The organism is Paraburkholderia sp. BCC1886, from assembly GCF_900996245.1.
Classification (GTDB): Bacteria; Pseudomonadota; Gammaproteobacteria; order Burkholderiales; family Burkholderiaceae; genus Paraburkholderia.
In genome coordinates, this window is sequence record NZ_CAAJGK010000074.1 from 1 (window position 1) to 20,136 (window position 20,136).

General features: G+C 64.6%; 17 protein-coding genes and 1 pseudogene. 6 read left to right on the top strand and 12 right to left on the bottom strand.

Annotation, left to right across the window (positions count from 1 at the left end):
• The 3 genes and pseudogenes from FQ746_RS24600 to mprF form a co-directional block, all read right to left on the bottom strand.
• A pseudogene (locus tag FQ746_RS24600) lies at nt 1-197 on the bottom strand (threonine ammonia-lyase, biosynthetic); the annotation flags it as partial.
• 243 nt (nt 198-440) lie between these two features.
• Nucleotides 441-1,730 (bottom strand): virulence factor family protein, encoded by a 1,290-nt coding sequence (locus FQ746_RS24605; protein ID WP_144112304.1) that lies wholly within the window; start codon nt 1,728-1,730, stop codon nt 441-443.
• Entirely contained in the window at nt 1,727-4,321 is a 2,595-nt protein-coding gene (gene mprF / locus FQ746_RS24610; protein WP_144112306.1) for a bifunctional lysylphosphatidylglycerol flippase/synthetase MprF, read from the bottom strand. Before mprF ends, FQ746_RS24605 begins: the two co-directional genes overlap by 4 nt.
• A gap of 367 nt (nt 4,322-4,688) precedes the next feature.
• On the opposite strand from mprF, the gene FQ746_RS35325 reads away from it, so the two are divergent.
• Nucleotides 4,689-4,823 (top strand): hypothetical protein, encoded by a 135-nt coding sequence (locus FQ746_RS35325; protein ID WP_260854155.1) that lies wholly within the window; start codon nt 4,689-4,691, stop codon nt 4,821-4,823.
• Between the two features lie 95 nt (nt 4,824-4,918).
• Here FQ746_RS35325 and FQ746_RS34875 read toward each other — a convergent pair whose 3' ends face one another.
• Nucleotides 4,919-5,071 carry a hypothetical protein gene (locus tag FQ746_RS34875; RefSeq protein ID WP_186310830.1) on the bottom strand — a complete coding sequence of 51 codons (153 nt, stop codon included), beginning with the start codon at nt 5,069-5,071 and terminating at the stop codon, nt 4,919-4,921.
• A gap of 227 nt (nt 5,072-5,298) precedes the next feature.
• Here FQ746_RS34875 and FQ746_RS24615 point away from each other — a divergent pair, with 227 nt between their 5' ends.
• Nucleotides 5,299-6,696, top strand: a complete 1,398-nt coding sequence (locus FQ746_RS24615; RefSeq protein WP_144112308.1) for an MFS transporter — start codon at nt 5,299-5,301, stop codon at nt 6,694-6,696.
• Nucleotides 6,697-6,706: 10 nt separating this feature from the next.
• On the opposite strand, the gene FQ746_RS24620 is transcribed toward FQ746_RS24615, so the two are convergent.
• The 4 genes from FQ746_RS24620 to FQ746_RS24635 all read right to left on the bottom strand — a co-directional run bounded on the left by FQ746_RS24620 (nt 6,707) and on the right by FQ746_RS24635 (nt 11,438).
• Entirely contained in the window at nt 6,707-7,366 is a 660-nt protein-coding gene (locus tag FQ746_RS24620; protein ID WP_144112310.1) for a glycosyltransferase, read from the bottom strand.
• The gene (locus FQ746_RS24625) at nt 7,363-7,980 is read right to left on the bottom strand and encodes an SAM-dependent methyltransferase (RefSeq protein WP_409932426.1); all 618 of its coding nucleotides are present in this window, start codon (nt 7,978-7,980) and stop codon (nt 7,363-7,365) included. The genes FQ746_RS24620 and FQ746_RS24625 overlap by 4 nt, the downstream gene beginning before the upstream one ends.
• A gap of 36 nt (nt 7,981-8,016) precedes the next feature.
• Nucleotides 8,017-9,243, bottom strand: coding sequence for an acyl-CoA/acyl-ACP dehydrogenase (locus tag FQ746_RS24630; protein WP_144112312.1), 1,227 nt, complete (start codon nt 9,241-9,243; stop codon nt 8,017-8,019).
• 203 nt (nt 9,244-9,446) lie between these two features.
• Entirely contained in the window at nt 9,447-11,438 is a 1,992-nt protein-coding gene (locus FQ746_RS24635) for a PAS domain S-box protein (protein WP_144112758.1), read from the bottom strand.
• Between the two features lie 141 nt (nt 11,439-11,579).
• Here FQ746_RS24635 and FQ746_RS24640 point away from each other — a divergent pair, with 141 nt between their 5' ends.
• Complete coding sequence (locus FQ746_RS24640; RefSeq protein ID WP_144112314.1) at nt 11,580-11,816, top strand: hypothetical protein; 237 nt, start codon at nt 11,580-11,582, stop codon at nt 11,814-11,816.
• A 110-nt stretch (nt 11,817-11,926) separates the two neighbouring features.
• Here the strand turns inward: FQ746_RS24640 and FQ746_RS24645 are convergent, their stop codons facing one another.
• Nucleotides 11,927-13,003: an NAD(P)/FAD-dependent oxidoreductase gene (locus FQ746_RS24645; RefSeq protein WP_144112316.1), complete on the bottom strand. Its 1,077-nt coding sequence runs from the start codon at nt 13,001-13,003 to the stop codon at nt 11,927-11,929.
• A 90-nt stretch (nt 13,004-13,093) separates the two neighbouring features.
• On the bottom strand, nt 13,094-13,954 hold the full coding sequence (locus FQ746_RS24650) for a LysR family transcriptional regulator (RefSeq protein ID WP_144112318.1): 861 nt from the start codon (nt 13,952-13,954) through the stop codon (nt 13,094-13,096).
• A 201-nt stretch (nt 13,955-14,155) separates the two neighbouring features.
• On the opposite strand from FQ746_RS24650, the gene FQ746_RS24655 reads away from it, so the two are divergent.
• Entirely contained in the window at nt 14,156-15,556 is a 1,401-nt protein-coding gene (locus tag FQ746_RS24655; RefSeq protein WP_144112319.1) for a DHA2 family efflux MFS transporter permease subunit, read from the top strand.
• A 34-nt stretch (nt 15,557-15,590) separates the two neighbouring features.
• Here the strand turns inward: FQ746_RS24655 and FQ746_RS24660 are convergent, their stop codons facing one another.
• Nucleotides 15,591-16,364, bottom strand: a complete 774-nt coding sequence (locus FQ746_RS24660) for an SDR family NAD(P)-dependent oxidoreductase (protein WP_144112321.1) — start codon at nt 16,362-16,364, stop codon at nt 15,591-15,593.
• 252 nt (nt 16,365-16,616) lie between these two features.
• Here FQ746_RS24660 and FQ746_RS24665 point away from each other — a divergent pair, with 252 nt between their 5' ends.
• Complete coding sequence (locus tag FQ746_RS24665) at nt 16,617-17,576, top strand: LysR family transcriptional regulator (RefSeq protein WP_144112323.1); 960 nt, start codon at nt 16,617-16,619, stop codon at nt 17,574-17,576.
• Nucleotides 17,577-17,600: 24 nt separating this feature from the next.
• On the opposite strand, the gene FQ746_RS24670 is transcribed toward FQ746_RS24665, so the two are convergent.
• Entirely contained in the window at nt 17,601-18,494 is an 894-nt protein-coding gene (locus FQ746_RS24670; protein WP_144112325.1) for a LysR family transcriptional regulator, read from the bottom strand.
• Between the two features lie 142 nt (nt 18,495-18,636).
• Here FQ746_RS24670 and FQ746_RS24675 point away from each other — a divergent pair, with 142 nt between their 5' ends.
• Entirely contained in the window at nt 18,637-20,130 is a 1,494-nt protein-coding gene (locus FQ746_RS24675) for an aldehyde dehydrogenase (protein WP_260854157.1), read from the top strand.
• The last annotated feature ends 6 nt before the right edge of the window (nt 20,131-20,136 follow it).

Here is a 20,136-nt window from a genome sequence, read left to right on the forward strand (position 1 = left end):
GAAAACACCGGCTGGTTGTCCTCGCGCTTCAGATAAACCGGATTGCGCAGCCGCGCCGACAGGTTCGGCGCCGGTTCGAGTTCGGTCTCGCGAGCCACGTCGTAGACGCGCGCGGTGAGGATTTTCTTCAGGTAGTCGTGGCGTAGCGCGAGACCGTCAGCGGTATCGGCAAGCTCTTCGGATGGGCGCAATGGCAAGGCAAGCTCCTGTACGGCAAAAGCCGATCAACGTAAGGTCACCAGGAGGCAGGCAGAAAGCGGACATAAAAAAACCCGCCTCGTGGGGCGGGTTAATTTGTCTACTGCAGTGTTGCTGCTATTCGACGTGCGCTAACCCACCATTCTCTGAATGGTGCTAATAATCAGCGCAATACGGATGTCGAGGCGGTGCATGGCGGCGATCTTCGTTGAGTTCCCGAATTTTGTCAACCCGCTCCCGACTCAGTTCGGCACGCCGCTACGCTTTTTGAACGCGGTGAGAATGTGCTGTTCGAGCGAGTTGTAGTTGCCGCCGAAGTGATGGTCACCAGACGTGCGAATCACGTCGATACCGGTATTCGCCAGCGCCGGGCACAGGGTGTCCTTCTCGTTCTCACCGTAAAAGCATTGCACCATCGCAGGCTCGATCGGCTTCAATTCCGGCTGCACTTTCAGCGCCTTGTCGCTCGCCGGCATCCCGAGCCAGCCACCGACGCGAATCTGAAAATCGGCGTCGGGTGCGAAGCCTAGCAGTGCGATGAGCGGAACTTGCGCGCGCAACGACGCGGGCAGACGGTTGTAGGCGAACGGCATCACGTCGGCGCCGAACGAATAGCCGACCAGTGCGATATGCTGCGCATGCCAACGCGCGCCGTAAGTCTGCATCACGCGGGCGAGGTCGCGGCTCGTCTGCGCGGGCGGCTTCTCGCTCCAGAAGTAACGCAGGCTGTCCCAGCCGATCACCGACACGCCGTCTTTCTGCAACGCTTGCGCAATGGTCTTGTCGAGATCGCGCCAGCCGCCGTCGCCGGAAATCACGATGGCCATCAGACCGTTGGGGTGCGCTGCCGGCAATTCGATCAGCGGCAGATCCGACACGTCGTCGGCATTCGTCGACACGGCTTCGAGATGCGGCGTGAGCAACGCGACGAGCCGCGCGTTCGACGCATCGCCGGCGCCGACGGCTTTTTCGACGAAGCCCGGCACCTTGTCGCGAATGATCGTCGAATCCGGCGGGCAAGGTTCGAAGCGCGAGTCCAGTGTGCGGTCTGCGTCCACCGACACGGCGCCCGCAATCGTATTCGACGGCGCCTGCTCGAGCACGTGCACCGCGAGCGTGCCGCCCTGCCCGATGCCCGCGACGATCGGCGCGAAATAATGGCTCGATTGCGACTGCCGCTCGAGCTGGTGACTCAGCGCTTCCGCGTCGCCCACCAGTTGATGACAGGTCTCCTGCTTCGCATGCAGATTCGCGATGTAACGCGCCGTATCCACGCCCACCGTCAGCGCACCGGCGCGGGCGAGCGCATCCGCGTTCTGCTGATCCGCCGCGCTCCAGCCGCTCGCCTGCGAATACAGCACGACGAAGCCGCGTAGCGGACCGACCGGCTGCGTCACCGTGACATCGCCGTAACGGCCGCCGGGAATCGTGGCGGGTCCCGCCGTGGCCGCGAACGAAGCGCCCGCACTGCCCACACAAACACCCGCCACTACCGCACTGCGAACCAGCCTGAAAACAGATTGCAAAGTCATGAACGCCGGCCTCCTGCCAGCAATGACAGATCCGCCAGCGTGAAGAACACGCCCACCGAACCCGACGCCGCGAGATAGCGCGGCTCCCAATGCGGCTGGAACTTGCTCTTGAAAGCACGCAGACCGCGGAAGTTATAAAAACGCCCGCCAAAACGCCACACGATGCCGGCAAACCGATGCCAGCGCGACGCGAGTGGCGTGGGCAGCATGCCCGAGAGCGGCGCGATGCCGAGACTGAGCGAGCGGAAACCGGCCTGCTTCAGATGCAACGCGAGTTGCGTGAACAGATATTCCATCGCGTACGGCGACGCGCTTTCCACGTGACGCATCACGCCGACCGTCGCTTCGGTATTCATGTCGGTCGTCATGAACGTGACGAACGCGACAGGCGCGCCGTTCTGGCGAACCAGCATTACCGATTGCGCCGCCAGGTATTCATCGGTGAACGCGGCCACGGAGAAGCTCTTTTCGCGCGCATCGCGGCTGTCGAGCCAGCCGTCGGAAATCTCGCGCAAGGTTTCGAGCGACTCGGGCACGTGCGCCTGGTCTATCACCTCGACCGCGAAGCCGTCGCGCTCGCCGCGCTTCATCGCATAACGCAGATGCGCGCGGTGCGAGCCCTTGAGGTCGAAATCGTCGAGCACGACGTGCGCTTCCTCGCCAAGCTTCATCAGCGTGAGGCCGGCATCGAGGTACAGCGGCAACGCGTTGGCGCGGACCTGATAGAACGCCGCACGGCCGCCATGCGCATGCGCGAGCGCGACGAACTTGCCGATCAGCGCCGCCCATTCCTCACGCGGTCCCACCGGATCGTGCAGCGCGGCCCACGTCCGGCCGTTTTTCGCGTACATCAGAAACGCACGACGCGACTCCGAGAACAGGAAACTCTTGTCGCCCATCAACGCGAGACCGGCATCGCTGCGCTCCTGCGCGCGCACGATGCGCGCGGCGTCGTGCAGATCCTGCGCAGCCGGCTTCACGAAGCGGCCCGCCGCGGGACGCAGCAACTGCCAGAACGCGAAGGTCGCCGCGAACAGGCTGGCCGCAAGCGTCGCGCGCAACGCGCGCGGCGCGCGTTCGTCGAAGGCGAATTGCCACCACAGGTCGCGCGTGTACGGCACGTCGCGGAAAGCGAACAGCATCACCCAGACGGCCAGCATCATCACCATCGCGACCGACACCAGCCAGCCCGACGTGAAGCGCTCGGCGAACAGCGACGAATGCCGGTTGAAACTGCGCCGGGTTGAGAGCAGCAGCACGATCAGCGTGGCGAGCACGCCGGCTTCCACGAAGGCGAGACCCTTGGCGAGCGACAGCGCGAGGCTCGTCAATGCGAGCAGCAGCGTCATCCACCAGGCGGCGTCGAGACGGCGCAGCAGACCGCGCGCGACGAACAGCAGCAGCACGCCGAGCACGCTGCACAGCATCTGCGAGCTTTCGAGCACCCACAGCGGCAGCATGTCGCGCAGGATCTGGATGCGCTGGGAGAACGCGGGCGTCGCGCTGGAAATGACCAGCATGCCGCCGATCACGAACGTCACGAGGCTCAGAAACAGCGGCGCGAGCCGGGTCACGCCCGCGGCATGGCGCAGCGGCATGCGGCTTTTCAAGGCACGGCCTTCGAAGCCGGCCAGCAGCGCCGCCGAAACGATCAGCGGTGCGCCGAAATAGATCGCGCGATACGCGAGCAGCGCGGCGACCATCAGTTGAGTGGGCACACTGCCGTTCAGCGTGAAGACCATCGCCGCCTCGAACACGCCCACGCCACCCGGCGTATGACCGATCATGCCGAGCAGCATCGCGGCGGCGTACACCGTGATGAACGTGATAAAGCTCACGTGCGCATGCGGCAGCAACACCCACAACGCGAGGCCGGCGGCGACCACGTCGAGCACCGCGAGGCCCACTTGAGCGAGCAGATCGCGACGCGCCGGAATGTCGAACGAAAGCCACGTCCAGCGTGTACGAACCGCGCGCGTGTCGCGCCGGCAGGCGGCCGCGCCGGCAACGAGCAGCAGCAGCAAAGCGGCGCCGCAAAAGCGCAGCGTGTCGGGAGAAAGATGCAGCAGAGGCGCAAGCGGATCGGCGACGCAGAGCATGCCGAGCGCCGTCATCAGGACGAGTGCGAGCGCCAGCGAGACGCTCGTGAACACCGTCATGCGGCCAATCTGCACGGGCGTGACGTTCGCCACGCCGTAGACGCGCGCGCGCACCGCGCCGCCCGTCAATGCGCCGAAGCCGGTGGCATTGCCGAGCGCCGAACCGGCCGTGGCGCCGATCCACAGCGCCACGCGCGGCACGCGGACGCCAAGGTATCGCAGGCCGACGGCATCACGACCGATCAGCGCCAGATAGCTGAGTGCGGTGGCGCCCAGTGCGGCGCCCCACTCGCTCGCCGTCAACTGACGCAACTGACGGATCACCGAGCGATAGTCCACCGCTTGCGACAGATGCTGCAGCACGACCAGCAGTAATGCGCCGATGCCGAGCGCCAGCAGAGGCGAGACGAATCCCCGGCTCCCCAATGTCTTTTTTGCCCGGATGGCTATCTCGCCGAGCGGGTCGAGTTTTTTGTTCTGTCGATGAAGCATGGTCGATGCTGGGCCTTGCATGGATCTGTCGCCACGGCAGATCGTCCACCGCGGCGTCGCCTTTCATCCGGGATTAATCAGCGATTACAAAGGGATAACGGTGATTTGTTGAAAAGGTTGACAGCAATTACGGTGAACCGGGGTTTACGTGACCGTAAGGAACGCTGGCAAGGTCGGCGAGCGGGCCGCGAGGCGGCCGACGGGGGCTGGAGTGTAATCGCTAAACGCGACGCGCGAGATGAAAAAACCGCGGCGTTTGCATGGAGATCGTCGGTGGTCGTAAAAGAATCCAGCCCGCTGATTCAAGGTTTTCGCCGCGCTTGCCGTCATTGCAAGCACGAGCGACTACACCAGCAGGGAGAGGACGATGACCGAACAGGATTGGGTGATGGCCGGCCTGTATCTGGCCGGATCGATGACGATCGCGCTGATGGTCTGTGCGTTGTCCACGCGCGCCAACAGAATGCGGGCGGCGATTCAGTCGAGCACGGAACGCAGATAACGCCCAGAAGAACGCCGGAAGCGCGCCGCCGCTATGCGACGGCCGCGACAACCGGACTACTGCGGGATTTGCTACGAGTTGGTTGAAGCAGAAACTTATTGCGGACGGCGATGCGCTTCGGCGATCACGGCACAATTTTGCAGATGCAGGTTCAGTGCATGCAGGGCCACGGCGCGCAGCTTGCCGAGCCACGTCGAGTTGGCAGCAGCGGTGGCACGGACGGTTGCGGTGTTGGACGCGGTGTTCATGGCGGACTCCGATATAGGGTTTGTACCTAGGCAATAACCCGATTATAACGATCTCATCCCGCACTGCAACATATATTAAAAAAGATGCAACCCTTTGATGAATAGGCCGTGCAGCCGCATCGCCAGTCTCAATAACAAAAAATTACGCGCTTGCGCCTAGTCTCGCACCGAACGGGTGCAATAATGGGGCCCCCTTTACCTGCGACATCGCGCCGCGCCACGCCTTCATGTCAGTTCGGGAAACAGCTCTGATCGCGCCGCTCATCGTTGCCTGCGCGATGTTCATGGAAAGTGTGGATGCGAACGTGATCGTCACCGCGTTGCCCGCCATGGCGCGCGACTTCGCGCGCGATCCTGTCACGCTCAAAATCGCAGTGACCAGTTACGTGCTCGGTCTCGGCGTCTTTATTCCCGTCTGCGGATGGCTTGCCGACCGTTTCGGCGCGCGCACGATCTTCCGCACCGCAATCGGCATCTTCGTGACGGGTTCGCTGCTGTGCGCGGCGTCGAATTCCCTCGCCACCTTCACCGTTGCGCGCTTCGTGCAGGGCGTGGGCGGTGCGATGATGGTGCCGGTCGGCCGCATCATCATTTTTCGCGTCGTCCATAAATCGGACTTCATTCGCGCGATGAACTATCTCAGCCTGCCTGCCATGCTCGGGCCGGCGGCGGGACCGCTGCTCGGCGGCTTCATCACGACGTATCTGCACTGGCGTCTGATCTTCTTCATCAACGTGCCCATCGGGCTGCTCGGTATCTATCTCACGAACCGGCATATCGCCAACACGCGCGAACCGCACCCCGGACCGCTCGACTGGACTGGCTTCTTCCTGTCCGCCGCGGGCGCCGTGTTGCTATTGCTGGGCTTGTCGCTGATCGGCGGCGAACTGGTTTCGAACGGCGACGCGTTCGCCATGTGTGCAGCCGGCGCAGTGCTGCTCGCGGCGTACGTTGCGTATGCCCGGCGTGTCGCCCTGCCCTTACTCGATCTGCGTTTCTTCAAGGTGCCGACGTTTCAGGCGAGCGTGCTGGGCGGCTCGCTGTTTCGCATCGGACTCGGCGCGTTGCCGTTCCTGCTGCCGCTGATGCTGCAGGAAGGCCACGGCATGAGCGCGTTCCGCTCCGGGCTGATTACCTGTGCGTCCGCGTTCGGCGGCATGTTCATGCGCACGGTCGCCTCGAGCGTGTTGCGTCGTTTTGGCTTCCGTTCGGTGCTGGTGGTCAACGCGGCGTTGTCCGGCGTGGCCATTGCGGCATGCGGACTGTTCTTTCCGGGGACGCCCACCTGGGTGATCTGGGTCGTCGTGCTGCTCGGCGGCTTTTTCCCCGCGCTGCAATTCACCAGTCTGAACTCGCTGACCTACGCAGAAATCGCCAGTCGCGACGTCGGCCGGGCAACGAGTCTGGGCAGCGTCGTGCAGCAGATGTCGCTCGGTCTGGGCGTGACCATCGGCGGCATCGTGCTGCAGATCTCGCGTTATCTGAACGGCCACGCCAGCATCATGTGGTCGGATTTCTGGCCCGCGTTTCTGGTGGTCGGGCTGTGCTCGTTCGCCTCGATACCCGTCACGCTGCGGCTGCCGCGCGGCGCGGGCGAGGAAATCTCGCGCGGCGGACGCGGCTAGCCCGCCGCCCTCACCCTGCCGTCGCCGCCCACGAAACGAGCGTGTCGCCGAATCCGCCGCGCGCCTTCGCCGCGGCCCGCGCGCTCGTAATCACACGCGGCGCGGCGCTCCACGCAATGCGCGCACCGATCGCGATGAGCCGGTCGACCAGCGCCACGTCTTCGCTGCACGTGAGCGGCGGAAAGCCGCCCGCGCGACGGTAAGCATCGGCCGAAACACCGAGATTGGCGCCGTGAATATGCCGATGCCCGTCGGCATCGACATACGTCTTGCGGAAATATTCGCGCACGCTGAGCGGATGCGCGGTCCAGTCGTCGACGGCGATCGAGCCGCACACGGCATCCGCGTCCAGCGACAGTTGCGCGACCAGCCAGCCCGGTGACACACGACTGTCGGCGTCGGTAAAAGCCAGCCAGCGCGCGCCGTCGGCGAGCAGCCAGTCGGCGCCGGTCGCGCGCGCGATGCCGACGTTGCGCGCCTTCAGCGTCAGCGTCTCGACGCCGTAAGCGCGTGCGATCGCACCGGTGAAGTCGTCGCAAGCGTCGAGCACGACCACGATGCGCACGGTTTCGCCGGCCAGGTCTTCATGACGCGAAGCGGCAATCAGCGCCGCGAGACAAGGCGCGAGCATGCCCTCTTCGTTATGCGCCGGAACGATCACGCCGATCATAGAAGTCCCTCCCGTTGTGCGACCGAACGCGCATCGCGCGACCAGACATCGATGAGCAGATCGGCCTCGTCGTGATGCGCGAGACGCGTCAACCCGCAGCGCGTATCGAACAAGGCGTGCGCGGTATCGGCCGATTCGAGCGCTTCGGCAAACGGCCGGCGCCAGTGACAGGCAAGCAGCGTCCCATCCGAGGTCAGCGACGCCGAGATTCGCGCGGCGAGCGTTTCCAGATCGGTGCCATCGAGGTAATAAGCGAATTCGCTGATCACGATCAGATCGAACGGACCCGCGTCGGTCGGCCATTCATGCGGCACCGTGCGCTGTTCGACGCGTACGTGCGGCTGGTCCGCGAGACGTTCGCGGGCAGCGAGCACGGCGCGTTCGTGCAGGTCCGCCGCCAGCAGTGCTTCGCAACGCGGCGCGAGCCCCGCCGTCAATTCACCGTTCGCGCAACCCGGCTCGAACGCATTGCGATAGCGCGGACGCGGCAGCAACGCGAGCGTTAGCGAACGTTTGCGGCTTTCGTACCAGCCGTCGCGCAATTTCCACGGGTCGTCGCTCTGTTTATAAAGCTCGTCGATATACAGCGCCGCGGTGTTCATTTTTCCGTTCATGTCAGCGACCTTGGGTAGATGCGTAGATGGAGAGCATCACAATGACCACGGGGCATCGGCCGCGTCGGTCGACGTGCCGGGCTGACTCTTCGCAGCGACAATCAACTCGCCGAGCGCAGCGAGATCGCGTTCGGCGTGGCTTTGTCGCAGAAACACCGGCAAGTCGGTCAACGCCCGCGCAAAGCGCGCATCACGGCATAGCGGAGCGGCACCGAGCGCGCGGGTGGCGTGCGTCATGACCTCGGTGGCCGCGGCTTCTACCGCAAGGCGCACGCGCATGACTGCGCGCTGCGCGTCGGCGAGCGGATTGGCGTCGATCGACGCAGCGGTCTCGCGCAGCAAGGCAGCTGCGCCCGCCAGCGCAACGTCCACATCGCCGAGATGCGCGAGCCGATGGGCGTCCGCGCGCTCGTTGCACGCGTTGCGCAACATCGCGCCGATCTGCGCCGCCGCGCCGTACCAGCACGCGGCGATACCCGCGCCGCCATGCCAGAATCCCGGCCGCTTCACATACGCCTGCGCACCGCCGATCAACGTGGCGGGCGTGCGCTCGAAGCTCACGTCGGCGCTCGCGGTTGCGCGCATGCCGATGGCTTGCCACTGCGTCGTGTCGATCGAAATCGAAGGGTCGTCCATGGCGACGGAAACCAGCACCGGCTCGTCGTCGAGCCATGCCGTTATCAGCGCGTGGCTCACCACGGCCGCGCCCGAACACCATGCTTTCTTGCCGGTCAGTTGCAGTTCAGACGGTTCGCCGTCGGCAGAGGCGACGCGAGTCGCGGTGACGCGGGCATCGGGCGGCTCCGCTGCCCAGACCGCCCACCGACTGCCTGCAACGGGCGTACGCGCACGCAGTTCAGCGAGGATCGCCAGCGCATCCGTATGGCCTTCGAACAGCTTCACCAGTCCGAGATCGCAGGCGGCAACGGCCGCCAGCGTGCGCCAGCGCGTCAGTGTCTGGCCATGACCCGGCAGCGGCATGAAGGGCGCGCGGTCGTAGCCATGCTGGATCAACTGGTCGAGCAAGCTGCCGAGCGAGGCGGGATCGTCCGGATCGATATGCGCGCTTTGCAGAAACTCGCCCAGGGTGCTGCTAGTCGCGGGTTTCGCTTCATCCAGCGGGCGCACGGCGCGAGCCGACGGCTGCGCCTCGCGCCGCGCCGGCTCGACTGAACGGCTTGCGCTGCTAATGACCGGATACAGCCGGGCCATGGCAATGGCCGCACTGGCCGTCCCTGCAGAACGTTCGCGCGTATCGAACATGGTGACTCCCTGAAACGTTTTTGTCGGATGTGAGCGGCGTATGGCCTGCCGCTGTTCATGCCGAGGAAAACAGCAAGCGCCGTGCCGCTTGCCACGACCGCACGCCGGGGCGTCGTTTCAGGGAGAAAGGAAAGAATCTTGAGAAGCTTCTACCAGGCGAGTCGAAGTGGCCGCCTCGCTCTGGTATGAAGGAAGCGGATTCGCTAGCCGCGAGCCCGCTGGTTGCGTCGTGCTTCGACCTCGACGAGCAACGTATCGAACAACGCGAGTTCCACCGGCTTGACGAGGTGGACGTCGAAGCCCGCTTCGCGCGTGCGCTCGCGATCGCTCGCGTGACCGAATCCGGTCATGGCGGCGAACATCGTGTCCTCGAGGCCCGGCAACTGACGTAACGCGGCGAGCGTTTCGTACCCGTCCATCTTGGGCATGGCAATGTCGATGACCGCGAGGTCGGGCGCGAAGCGTGGCGCCACCAGCAACGCCTGCTCGCCTTCGTAAGCGATCCGCACTTCGTGGCCTTTGAGTTCGAGCAGCATCGCGAGGCTGTCGGCGGCATCGCAATTGTCGTCGACCAGCAGAATGCGCAGCGGCGCGATCTCGCCGGTACCGCTGCCCGACTGTTCGTGCGCCGCAGGCGAAGGCGCCGCGGCGAGCGGCAGACTGAACGTGAAACTGCTGCCGCGTCCCGCGCCCTCGCTGCTCGCGATAATGCTGCCGCCGTGCATTTCCACCATCGACCGGCACAGCGTCAGGCCGATGCCCAAGCCGCCTTCCGCTGCGCTCTGGCCATCCTTCTCCTGCGCGAACAGATCGAAGATCGTCTCGAGCGATCCTGCCGGAATACCGCAGCCTGCATCGCGGACCTCGAGCACGGCCATCTGCCGGTCGAGCCGCAGCAGCACGTCGATCCGGCTTTCTATCGGCGAGAACTTCGACGCGTTGTGCAGCAGGTTCTGCAGCACCTGCACGAGCCGCGTCATATCGCCCTTCACGGCGACCGGCTCGGGCGGCAGGTGCACGACGACCTGCTGTTCGTGCGCGTCGGTGAACGGCCGGGCCGCTTCGACACTGCGTGCGACCAGTTCGGCCACGTCCACCCGCGCGAGACGCAGTTCGACCTTGTCCGACATGATGCGGCCGACGTCGAGCAGATCGTCGACGAGCCGCGTAAGGTGCGTCACCTGCCGGTCGATCAGATCGCGCGAGCGGGCAAGCGTGGGACTGATGCCGGTCTCGAGCTTCATCACGCCGACCGCATTGCGGACCGGCGCGAGCGGATTGCGCAATTCATGCGCGAGCGTGGCGAGAAAACGGCGCATGCGCTCGCCGGAGCGTTCGAGTTCTTCGCGTTGACGCCGTTCGGTGAGATCGCGCGTGACCTTGGCGAAACCGCGCAGCCGGTTCGACTCGTCATACACGGCGGTGATGATGACGTTGGCCCAGAAGGTCGTGCCGTCCTTGCGCACGCGCCAGCCTTCGTCTTCCACGTGACCGATCTGCCGGGCAACGACGAGTTCCTGAGCCGGCTTGCCGGCGGCCGCGTCTTCGGGCGGATAGAAGGTCGAGAAATGTTTGCCGACGATATCCTCGCGCGAATACCCTTTAATGCGCGCCGCGCCCGCATTCCAGCTGATCACGTAGCCGTCCGGATCGAGCATGAAAATCGCGTAATCCTTAACGCTGTGCACGAGCAGACGGAAGCGTTCCTCGCTTTGCCGCAATGCTTCGACGTACTCGCGCTGCGCGGTCAGATCGCGCGTGATCTTGGCGAAACCGGTGAGAATGCCCGCCTCGTTGCGAATCGACGTGATCACGACGTTCGACCAGAAAGTCGTGCCGTCCTTGCGCACGCGCCAACCCTCGTCTTCGAAGCGCCCGGTCAGCGACGCCTGTTGCAATTCGTGATCGGGCCAGCCGGTAGCAACGGCCTCCGGCGTGTAAAAACGCGAGAAGTGCTGGCCGACGATGTCCTGTTCCGTATAACCCTTCATCTTCTGCGCACCGGCATTCCAGCTGACGATGTGACCGGTCGCGTCGAGCAGGAAGATCGCGTAGTCCTCGATGGCTTGAACCAGGGTGCCGTAATCGATGGCGACGGCCGCGCCGGCCTGGGAGACAGCCGCAGGAGTGGGAAGGTCACCAGTGTTGCTGGTGTTACCGGGATTGCCGGCAATGGGAACGTCGACGGGAATCATGGAAGCCAGTGGGAACAGAAATAACGCTTCCAAGAGGATACACCGCGAAATGCTAATCGATGGCCATGGAGAGCTTCCCGTGGGTCAGGCCTCTCAATTGCTACACCCGCTGCACACATCAATCAAAAACAGGAGCTTCACTTGAAACGAGCCTTTACCACTCTCGCTGTCGCCGCCACCCTTACCCTCGCGTACACCGCGGCACAAGCCGAAGGCTGCACCAAGGGTGCGGTAGTCGGTGGCGTAGCCGGACACGTCGCAGGCGGCCACGGCGTCGCTGGCGCCGCTGCCGGCTGCGCAATCGGCCACCATGAAGCCAAGAAGAAGGACAAAGCCGCCAGCGCGGCAGCGGCCAATCAGGCACCGGCCGGGAAGTAAGCGGTCGGTCGTGCAATCATGAAAAAGCGCGCTCCATCGAGCGCGCTCATCGGGCAGTCTGTCAAAACGCTCCGGCATCGAACTACCCTTCGTTGCCGGAGCGTCGCCGTTTACTCCCCGTGTGCCAGCTTTCCCGCCAGTTTCGCGTCGTAACTCGAATGCACGTGCACGCGTTTTTTCTCGGGATACGCGTACGCATATGCCTTGCGCAACGCGAGCGATGCTTCATGAAAGCCGGACAGAATCAGCTTCTGCTTGTTCGGATAGTTGGCGATATCGCCGACCGCAAAAATGCCCGGACGCGAGCTCTCGTAGTTCGAGGTATCCACATCGACCCGGCCGCCGTGAATCGAGAGCGACCATCGTGCAATCGGCCCGAGATCGGCGACGAGGCCATACAACACGACCAGATGGTCGGTGTCGAGCCGGCTCTCGCCTTCCAGTTGACGCAACGTAAGCGCGCGCAACGCATCGTCTTCGACATGCAGTGACGAGATAGCACCCACCACGAAGTCCATTTCTCCAGCTTCGACTGCGCGCCGCATCGTCGCGACACTCGAATCCGTCGCGCTGAACCCGTTGCGCCGATGGACGAGCGTCACGCGCCGCGCGACCTTGCGCAATGCCAGCGCCCAGTCGAGCGCCGAGTCGCCGCCGCCGGCTACCACGACGGTGCGATCGGCAAAATCGGCGAGGCGAGGCACGCTGTAATGCACATGACGCGACTCGAGCGGCACCGCTTCGTCCAGCGCCAGTTTTTGCGGCACGAAGGCGCCGTTGCCGGCGGCCAGCAGGATCGCCGCGACATCGAACACGAGCCCGCTGCTCGTCCGCACGATCCAGCGGCCGTCGTCGCGCTGTTCGACGGATTCGACGCGCTGTTCCAGATGAATCGGCACGTCGAACGGCTTGCATTGCAGCAGCAGCCGATCCACGAGTTCACGCGCCGTACAGGAGACGATTGCGGGAATATCGTAGATCGGCTTGTCCGGATACAGTTCGATGCATTGACCGCCGACCTTGTCGAGCGCATCGACGATCTGGCAGGACAGGCCGAGCACACCCGCCTCGAATGCCGCGAACAGGCCGACCGGTCCCGCGCCGACGATCAGCACGTCGGAGCGGATCGGCGACGTGGGCGACGTGGCTCGAGCGGGCGCCGTGTGTGGATCTGCGGCGGATGTCATGAAGCGTCTCTCCCAATAAGTCGACGCCCACCTTACCCGCTCGCCTCCAGTCGGGCAACGATGCCATTACGCGGGGTAAGGACGCTTGGCTTACTCGCCGATCCACGAGCCGCGCAGGTCGCTGTCGTGCAGCAGTTGCAAAAGCGTGCCGGCCGGACGGCTCAGGCGCTTCGCCGCGAGCGCGATGAATTCCACGGCGGGCAGCGTCGGCAAACTGCTCGCATTGAGCGGCGGCGCCAGCCCCCGCGCGGCCAGATACTGCGGCCGCACGGTGATGCCGAGTCCGCCGCGCGCCGCCGCGATACATCCCGCGTGACTGCTGCTGGTGCAGACCACCTGCCAGCCGAAGCCCGCTTCGGCGAGCGCGTCGAGCACCACCGCACGGGTGACGCTAGGTTCGGCCACGAGGATCAGCGGCAGCGGCTGGCTCAGATCGACCAGCGTGCCGGTGCGCGCCAGCCACTCCAGCCGTCCGGTGAAGAGCGGCACACCGCGCCGGTCGCCGAGCCGCCGTTTGCCCACCAGCAGGTCGATCGAGCCCGCATCGAGTAGCTCGTACAGCTTGCCGGTCATGCCGATGGTGATTTCCAGTTCGACGTCGGGGTGCGCGTTACGAAACGCCGCCAGCACCGTGGGCAGGGGCCCAAGCGCGACGTCGTCGGACGAACCGAGCCGCACCCGGCCTTTCAGACGCGGCGCGCGAAACTGCGATTCCGCACGCGCTAGCGCCTGCAGGATCACGCTGGCGTGCGCGAGCATGGCCTCGCCGTCCGGCGTCATGGCGAGCGAATGGGTATCGCGCACGAACAGACGGCGGCCGACGCTCTCTTCGAGACGGCGGATGTGTTCGCTGACGCTCGACTGCGTCAGATCGAGTTGGCGCGCGGCCTGGGTAAAGCTATGCGAGGCGGCGACGGTCGCGAAGGTCTTGAGCCAGATGGGATTGAGCATGGGGCATTGTCGCGCCGGTCATCGGCAATGTCGATAACAGTCACCGCCCTTAGTGGGGTTCCCGATTGACGCGAATGTCAATATGATGACGTCATCGCGATCTGGCCGATCCTCATTTATTCGAAGCCGCGCGCCCCGGCCGCCTGGCTCGCCTATCAAGCCTGCTTTCAGGCAGTTAAAAGCCTTCCAAGCCCGTCACACATGACCAAGGATTCCGCCCACTCCGCCCTGCTCTGGATCGTCGCCGCGGGGTTTTTCATGCAGTCGCTCGACACGACGATCGTCAACACCGCGCTCCCCTCGATCGCCCACAGTCTGCATGTCGCCCCGCTCGCGACGCAGCCGGTGGTGGTCGCGTACACGCTGACCATGGCGATGCTCACGCCCGCCTCCGGCTGGCTGGCCGACCGCTTCGGCACGCGCCGCGTGTACTTCGCGGCGATTCTCGTGTTCGTGCTCGGTTCGCTGTGCTGCGCGAGCGCGCATACGCTCGGTCAACTCGTGATGGCGCGCGTGCTGCAGGGTATCGGCGGCTCGATGCTGTTGCCGATCGGCCGGCTCGCGGTTTTGCGCAGCGTGACGGGCGAACAGTACGTGTCGGCGCTCGCCTTCGTCGCGGTGGCCGGTCAACTCGGTCCGATCGCCGGACCGACGCTCGGCGGCTGGTTCGTGCAGGCCATGACGTGGCACTGGATTTTCCTGATCAACGTGCCGATCGGCGCCGTGGGTCTGTATGCGGTGCAGCGCTATTTGCCGGCGCATGGCGAGACCCAGGCGCCGCCGTTCGATTTCGTCGGCTGTGGGTTGCTGTCGCTGTGCATGATCGCGCTTTCGCTCGCCGTCGAGGCGCCGGTCGACAGCCATCGCACCGCGTGGGCCAGCGGGCTGTTCGTGCTCGGGGTGGCCAGCGCGCTCGCTTATATTCCGCATGCGCGGCGCCGCCGCAATCCGCTCTTCAAGCTCTCGCTGTTCAGCGAACCCAACTTCAGCGTCGGGCTGATCGGCAACCTCGTGTGCCGCATCGGTTCGAGCGCCGTGCCGTTTCTCGTGCCGCTGCTGTTGCAATTGCAACTGGGCTACTCGCCGCTGCACTCGGGCCTGATGATGCTGCCCGCGGCGCTCGCCGGCACCGTCTCGAAACGCTGGATTGCACCGCTGATCCGGCGCTATGGCTACGACCTGTTCCTGCTCGTCAACACGTTGATCGTCGGCCTGACCATCGTTTCGTTCGCGCTGATTTCAAGCAGCACGCCGCTCGTGGTCGAGATCGTGATTCTCGGCATTTTCGGCGCAGCCAACTCCATGCAGTTCGCGGCGATGAACAGCGTCACGCTCAAAGGCCTGTCGCATGAAGATGCCGGCAGCGGCAATAGCCTGTTCTCGATGGTGCAGATGCTGGCGATCGGACTCGGCGTGTCGATCGGAGGCGGACTCGTGAAGCTGTTCTCCGTCGAATGGGGTTCGGCCGCCCTCGGCTTCCGGCTGAGTTTCGTGTGCGTGGGCGTGGTGACGCTGGCGTCGGCCTGGGTATTTCGTCAACTCGACGAAGCGCCGGGCGCGGGCGCCGCGCGTGCTCAGGCGACTCAGGGCGCGGGACGCTGAAGCGGGTCGATCGGACGAGGACGCGAGCACAGCGTCAGTCCGGCAAACGGACCCCCGAATAACCCGCACACGCGTCGATCAAACGCTCCTGCACCGCGACGTCGCGAACCGCCGGATGCGTCTCGCGCGGCAACAGGTGATAGAAGTACGCGCCGCTCACGCGCGCCGCCGGGTCGTCGCTGGTTGCGAGCCACACCTGCGTGGTCGGCCCTGCCTGCAGATCGTCCGGGGCGCCCGCACCGCCCATCTTCGTTGCGACCCAACCCGGCTCCAGCGCGTTCGACAATACCGCCGGCCAACGGCGCGCTATCGCGAACGCCAGCAGCGCGTCGTGCAGTTTCGAATCCGAGTAAGCCGCGGTGCCCTGCCATCGACGCCGCTCCCACGTCAGATCGTCGAGACTCGCGTCGCCGCTGCGATGCAAACCCGAGCTCAGATACACGAGCCGCCGGGGTTGGTCCATTAGCGCGGTCAACACATAAGGCGCCAATGTATTGATGGCGAATACGTGCGGCAACCCATCCACCGTTGCGACGCGATGCGGCTCCTGATAGCCGACTGCCGCGTTATGGATCACCGCATCGAAGCGGCCGAGCCGGTTCGCCTGATCCGCGAGCCCGATCGTGGCCGCAATGCTCGACAAGTCGGCGACCAGCGCCGTCTGCGCACCGGGCACGGCTCGTAGCGCCTGTTCGGCGCGCGCCTCGTTGCGCGCATGCAAAACAACCTGATGGCCGGCATCGACCAGCAGGCGCGCAGCCATCTGCCCCAATCCGTCGGCCGAGCCGGTAATGAAAATACGCGACATTGTTAAATCTCCTTTCGATTTGCCCGCAATGCTGCACGCATGATGAAGAGCGCATGGCATCGCGTATCGTTTGAACTCGGCACAGCTTAGCGCGCGGCCACACAGTGAAGCGAGCGCCTGGGCGGCATTCCACTCATGACACGAGCGCATTGATTCGACGACACGTCACGGCCTATCCATGTGTCCGCGTGAAATAAAACGGTCATTTCGCGTTAGCATGTCACGCGTGATTGCATAAGAAAGGAACTTCACATGCCATTTGACGAGCGCATGTTGAACGGCATGGGCGTGTTGACCGCCATTGTGGATTGCGGCAGCTTCGCGGCGGCGGGCGCTACGCTCGACATGTCGCAATCGGGCGTAAGCCGTTCGGTGGCGCGGCTGGAAGCGCGCCTGGGCATCCGCCTGTTCGACCGCACCACGCGTTCGGTCACACTGACCGACGAGGGCCGGCGCTTCTACGAGCAGATCGTGCCCCTACTCGGTGGCCTCGAAGAGGCCGCGGCCTCGGCGGCTCAGGGCGCCACGGCGGTACGCGGGCGCCTGCGCGTGAACATGGACCCGTTCTTCTCGCGGCTGGTGCTGGGTCCGCGGCTCGGCGGCTTCGTCGATAAACACCCGGACCTGCAACTCGAACTGATCACGCGCGACCAGCTAGGCGATATGGTCGCCGACGGCTTCGACCTGGCGATCCGTTTCGGCGAGCCGCCGGTCTCCACGCTGATCGCCCGCAAGCTGCTGGACACGCGCATTCTCACCGTGGCGTCGCCTTCGTATCTGAAGAAGCATGGTCATCCGGTGAACCCGGCCGATCTGGAAAGCGGCCGGCACGTGTGCATCAAATTCCGCGATCCGGCCACGGGCTATCCGTTCAACTGGGAGTTTCATCGCGGCCGCAAGCGTGTGGAGATCGCGCCGCAAGGCCGTCTGACCGTCAACGACGTGGGCACCCTGCACAGCACCTGCGTGGCAGGCCAGGGTATTGCGCAGATTCTCGAACTCGGCGCCGAGTCCCTGCTCGGCAGCGGCAAACTGCTCGAACTGTTTCCGGATTGGGGCGACGAGGTGTATCCGCTGTATGCGCTCTACCCTTCGCGGCATCATCCGCCAGCCAAGGTCAGGGCGTTTTTCGAATTCGTGCTGTCGCTGACGGGGAGTGCCGCGAGCAGCGCGATTCGCGAAGCGCCATCGGCAGCGAGCGGTACCGGCTAGCGATCAACGCTAAACAATCATCGGTCAGCGCAGCATGTCGCGTGCGGTGTCCCGCAATTGCACCAGAAAACGCTGCACGATCACGGAACGGGGCCGTGCCGGCAAAAACAGAAAACGCGGCTCGACCGCAATGGTCGGCGTGAAGCGGCGCAACACCAGCCCCGGAAAAGACTGATCGAGTAACGCAAAAGGATCGACCAGCGCGACCGCATGCGTTTGCCGCGTGAGTGCACAGAGGACCGACGTGCTGTTCGATGCGAACGCCGGCGCGAAGGTCCGGCCCGCGGCGCGGAACGCTTCCCGCAAACGCCAGCCGGTGACCGTCTCTTCACCGAACGCCGCGATCGCTTCGTTATCGAGAAGCCTGGGCGTAATGAGCTTGCGCGAAGCCAGCGGATGATCGCTGCGCATGACGCAACTCAACTCCGCACTGCAGAACTCCTCCACCTCCAGCGAGCCCGATGGCGTGGGCACATCGAGAATGCCGAAGTCCACCTGGTTGTTGCTCACGTACTCGACGACATGCCGCGTCGGCAACGCGCGAATATCGAACTCCACGTACGGATGCTGCTCGCGGAACACGCCCACCGCGCGCGCCACGATGGTGGATGCGAGCGTGGCCACCGTCGACAACCGGATAGTGCCGCGCCTGCCTTCGTGAATCTCTCTCGCGCGCTCGGCAATGACCTGCACGTTGCCGAATAACCGCTCGATCTCCGGCAGGATCGCCTCCGCCTCCGGCGTGCACACGAGCCGCCCCTTCACCCGCAAAAACAGCGTGAGACCCAGCTCGCCCTCGAGCACGTGCAACGTCTTCGTGACCGCGGGTTGCGAGACGTAGAGAAGCCGCGCGGCGGCCGACACGCTGCCGGCATTCACGACGGCCCGGAACACTTCCAGATGACGCACTTTGAGCATGGCATCTCCGCCTTCGGCCTATAACTTTCGAGAAGATTTTAGCGTACCAAAATGTATTGGTTTTCATAGATTTGGAGCCGTACACTCGATTTCAATCCGTAGCGAAAGCATCTCGTCCGCCTCATTCTCCAGGAGCAAAGCCGTGAGCATTCCTCAAGCGTCGGTCTGGCGCGAACGCGCCGCCAACCTGCGTCCGGAAGGACGCGCCTTCATCAATGGCCAGTACGTGCAGGCCCGATCCGGCAAAACTTTTCCGACCATCAACCCCGCCACCGGACAGACGATCGCGCAGATCGCCGAGTGCGACGCCGAAGATGTCGATCTCGCCGTGAAGAGCGCTCGCCAGGCATTCGAATCGGGCGTGTGGTCGCGCCGCGCGCCGGCCGAACGCAAAGCCGTGATGCTGAGATTCGCCGAGCTGATTCTTGCGCATCGGGAAGAGCTTGCGCTGCTCGAATCGCTCGACGTGGGCAAGCCGATTACGAACGCCTATAACGGCGACATCGTGAGCGCAGCGACCTGCATCCAGTGGTACGGCGAGGCGATCGACAAGCTGTATGGCGAGACCGCACCCGCCGCGCCCGACGTGACGACGATGATCGTGCGCGAGCCGATCGGCGTGGTCGCCGCCGTGGTGCCGTGGAACTATCCGCTGTCGATGGCGAGCTGGAAACTCGGTCCCGCGCTCGCCGCCGGCAACTCGGTCGTGCTCAAGCCCGCCGAGCAGTCCCCGCTCACCGCGATCCGGATTGCGGCGCTCGCCTGCGAAGCGGGTCTGCCTGCGGGCGTCCTCAACGTGCTGCCGGGTTTCGGCGAAACCGCGGGCCGCGCGCTCGGTTTGCACATGGACGTCGACGGCGTGGGATTCACCGGCTCGACGGCGGTCGGCAAGCTCTTCATGCAGTACTCGGGGCAGTCGAATATCAAACGCGTCGGACTCGAATGCGGCGGCAAGAGTCCGCATATCGTGCTCGACGATTGTCCCGACCTCGACGCCGCCGCGCGTGCCGTCGCCGCGGGCATTTTCGGCAACAGCGGCCAGGTGTGTAACGCCGGCTCGCGGCTGATCGTGCAGGCGTCGATCCGTGACGCGCTGCTCGACAAGGTCGCGGCGATCGCGAAGGATCTGGTGCCCGGAGACCCGCTCGATCCTGCCACGCGCATGGGCGCGATCGTCAGCCAGTCGCAATACGAGTCGGTGCTCTCCTACATCGACGCAGGCCGGGCGGACGGCGCCAGCGTGATCGCGGGCGGCCGGGCCGCGAATCGTGACAGCGGCGGCTATTTCATCGAGCCCACGGTCTTCGACGGCGTGCGCAACGACATGCGTATCGCACGTGAAGAGATCTTCGGCCCGGTGCTCTCCGCGATCACCGTGAACACGCCCGAAGAAGCCATCGCGATTGCCAACGACACCATCTACGGTCTCGCCGCCGCGGTCTGGACCTCGAACGTGACGCGCGTCCAGCAGATGTCGCGTGCGTTGAAAGCCGGCGTCGTGTGGGTCAACTGTTTCGATCGCGGCACCATGTCTTCGCCGTTCGGCGGCTTCAAGCAGTCCGGCTTCGGCCGCGACAAGTCGATGCATGCGTTCGACAAATACATGGACTGGAAAGCCATCTGGATCGCCGGATAAATCCGC

Coding starts and splice junctions, on each gene's coding strand:
- FQ746_RS34875 (WP_186310830.1), bottom strand. CDS start 5,071: ATGAACACCGCGTCCAACACCGCAACCGTCCGTGCCACCGCTGCTGCC.
- FQ746_RS24655 (WP_144112319.1), top strand. CDS start 14,156: ATGACCAAGGATTCCGCCCACTCCGCCCTGCTCTGGATCGTCGCCGCG.
- mprF (WP_144112306.1), bottom strand. CDS start 4,321: ATGCTTCATCGACAGAACAAAAAACTCGACCCGCTCGGCGAGATAGCC.
- FQ746_RS35325 (WP_260854155.1), top strand. CDS start 4,689: ATGACCGAACAGGATTGGGTGATGGCCGGCCTGTATCTGGCCGGATCG.
- FQ746_RS24635 (WP_144112758.1), bottom strand. CDS start 11,438: ATGATTCCCGTCGACGTTCCCATTGCCGGCAATCCCGGTAACACCAGC.
- FQ746_RS24625 (WP_409932426.1), bottom strand. CDS start 7,980: ATGAACGGAAAAATGAACACCGCGGCGCTGTATATCGACGAGCTTTAT.
- FQ746_RS24650 (WP_144112318.1), bottom strand. CDS start 13,954: ATGCTCAATCCCATCTGGCTCAAGACCTTCGCGACCGTCGCCGCCTCG.
- FQ746_RS24605 (WP_144112304.1), bottom strand. CDS start 1,730: ATGACTTTGCAATCTGTTTTCAGGCTGGTTCGCAGTGCGGTAGTGGCG.
- FQ746_RS24615 (WP_144112308.1), top strand. CDS start 5,299: ATGTCAGTTCGGGAAACAGCTCTGATCGCGCCGCTCATCGTTGCCTGC.
- FQ746_RS24645 (WP_144112316.1), bottom strand. CDS start 13,003: ATGACATCCGCCGCAGATCCACACACGGCGCCCGCTCGAGCCACGTCG.
- FQ746_RS24665 (WP_144112323.1), top strand. CDS start 16,617: ATGCCATTTGACGAGCGCATGTTGAACGGCATGGGCGTGTTGACCGCC.
- FQ746_RS24620 (WP_144112310.1), bottom strand. CDS start 7,366: ATGATCGGCGTGATCGTTCCGGCGCATAACGAAGAGGGCATGCTCGCG.
- FQ746_RS24630 (WP_144112312.1), bottom strand. CDS start 9,243: ATGTTCGATACGCGCGAACGTTCTGCAGGGACGGCCAGTGCGGCCATT.
- FQ746_RS24670 (WP_144112325.1), bottom strand. CDS start 18,494: ATGCTCAAAGTGCGTCATCTGGAAGTGTTCCGGGCCGTCGTGAATGCC.
- FQ746_RS24660 (WP_144112321.1), bottom strand. CDS start 16,364: ATGTCGCGTATTTTCATTACCGGCTCGGCCGACGGATTGGGGCAGATG.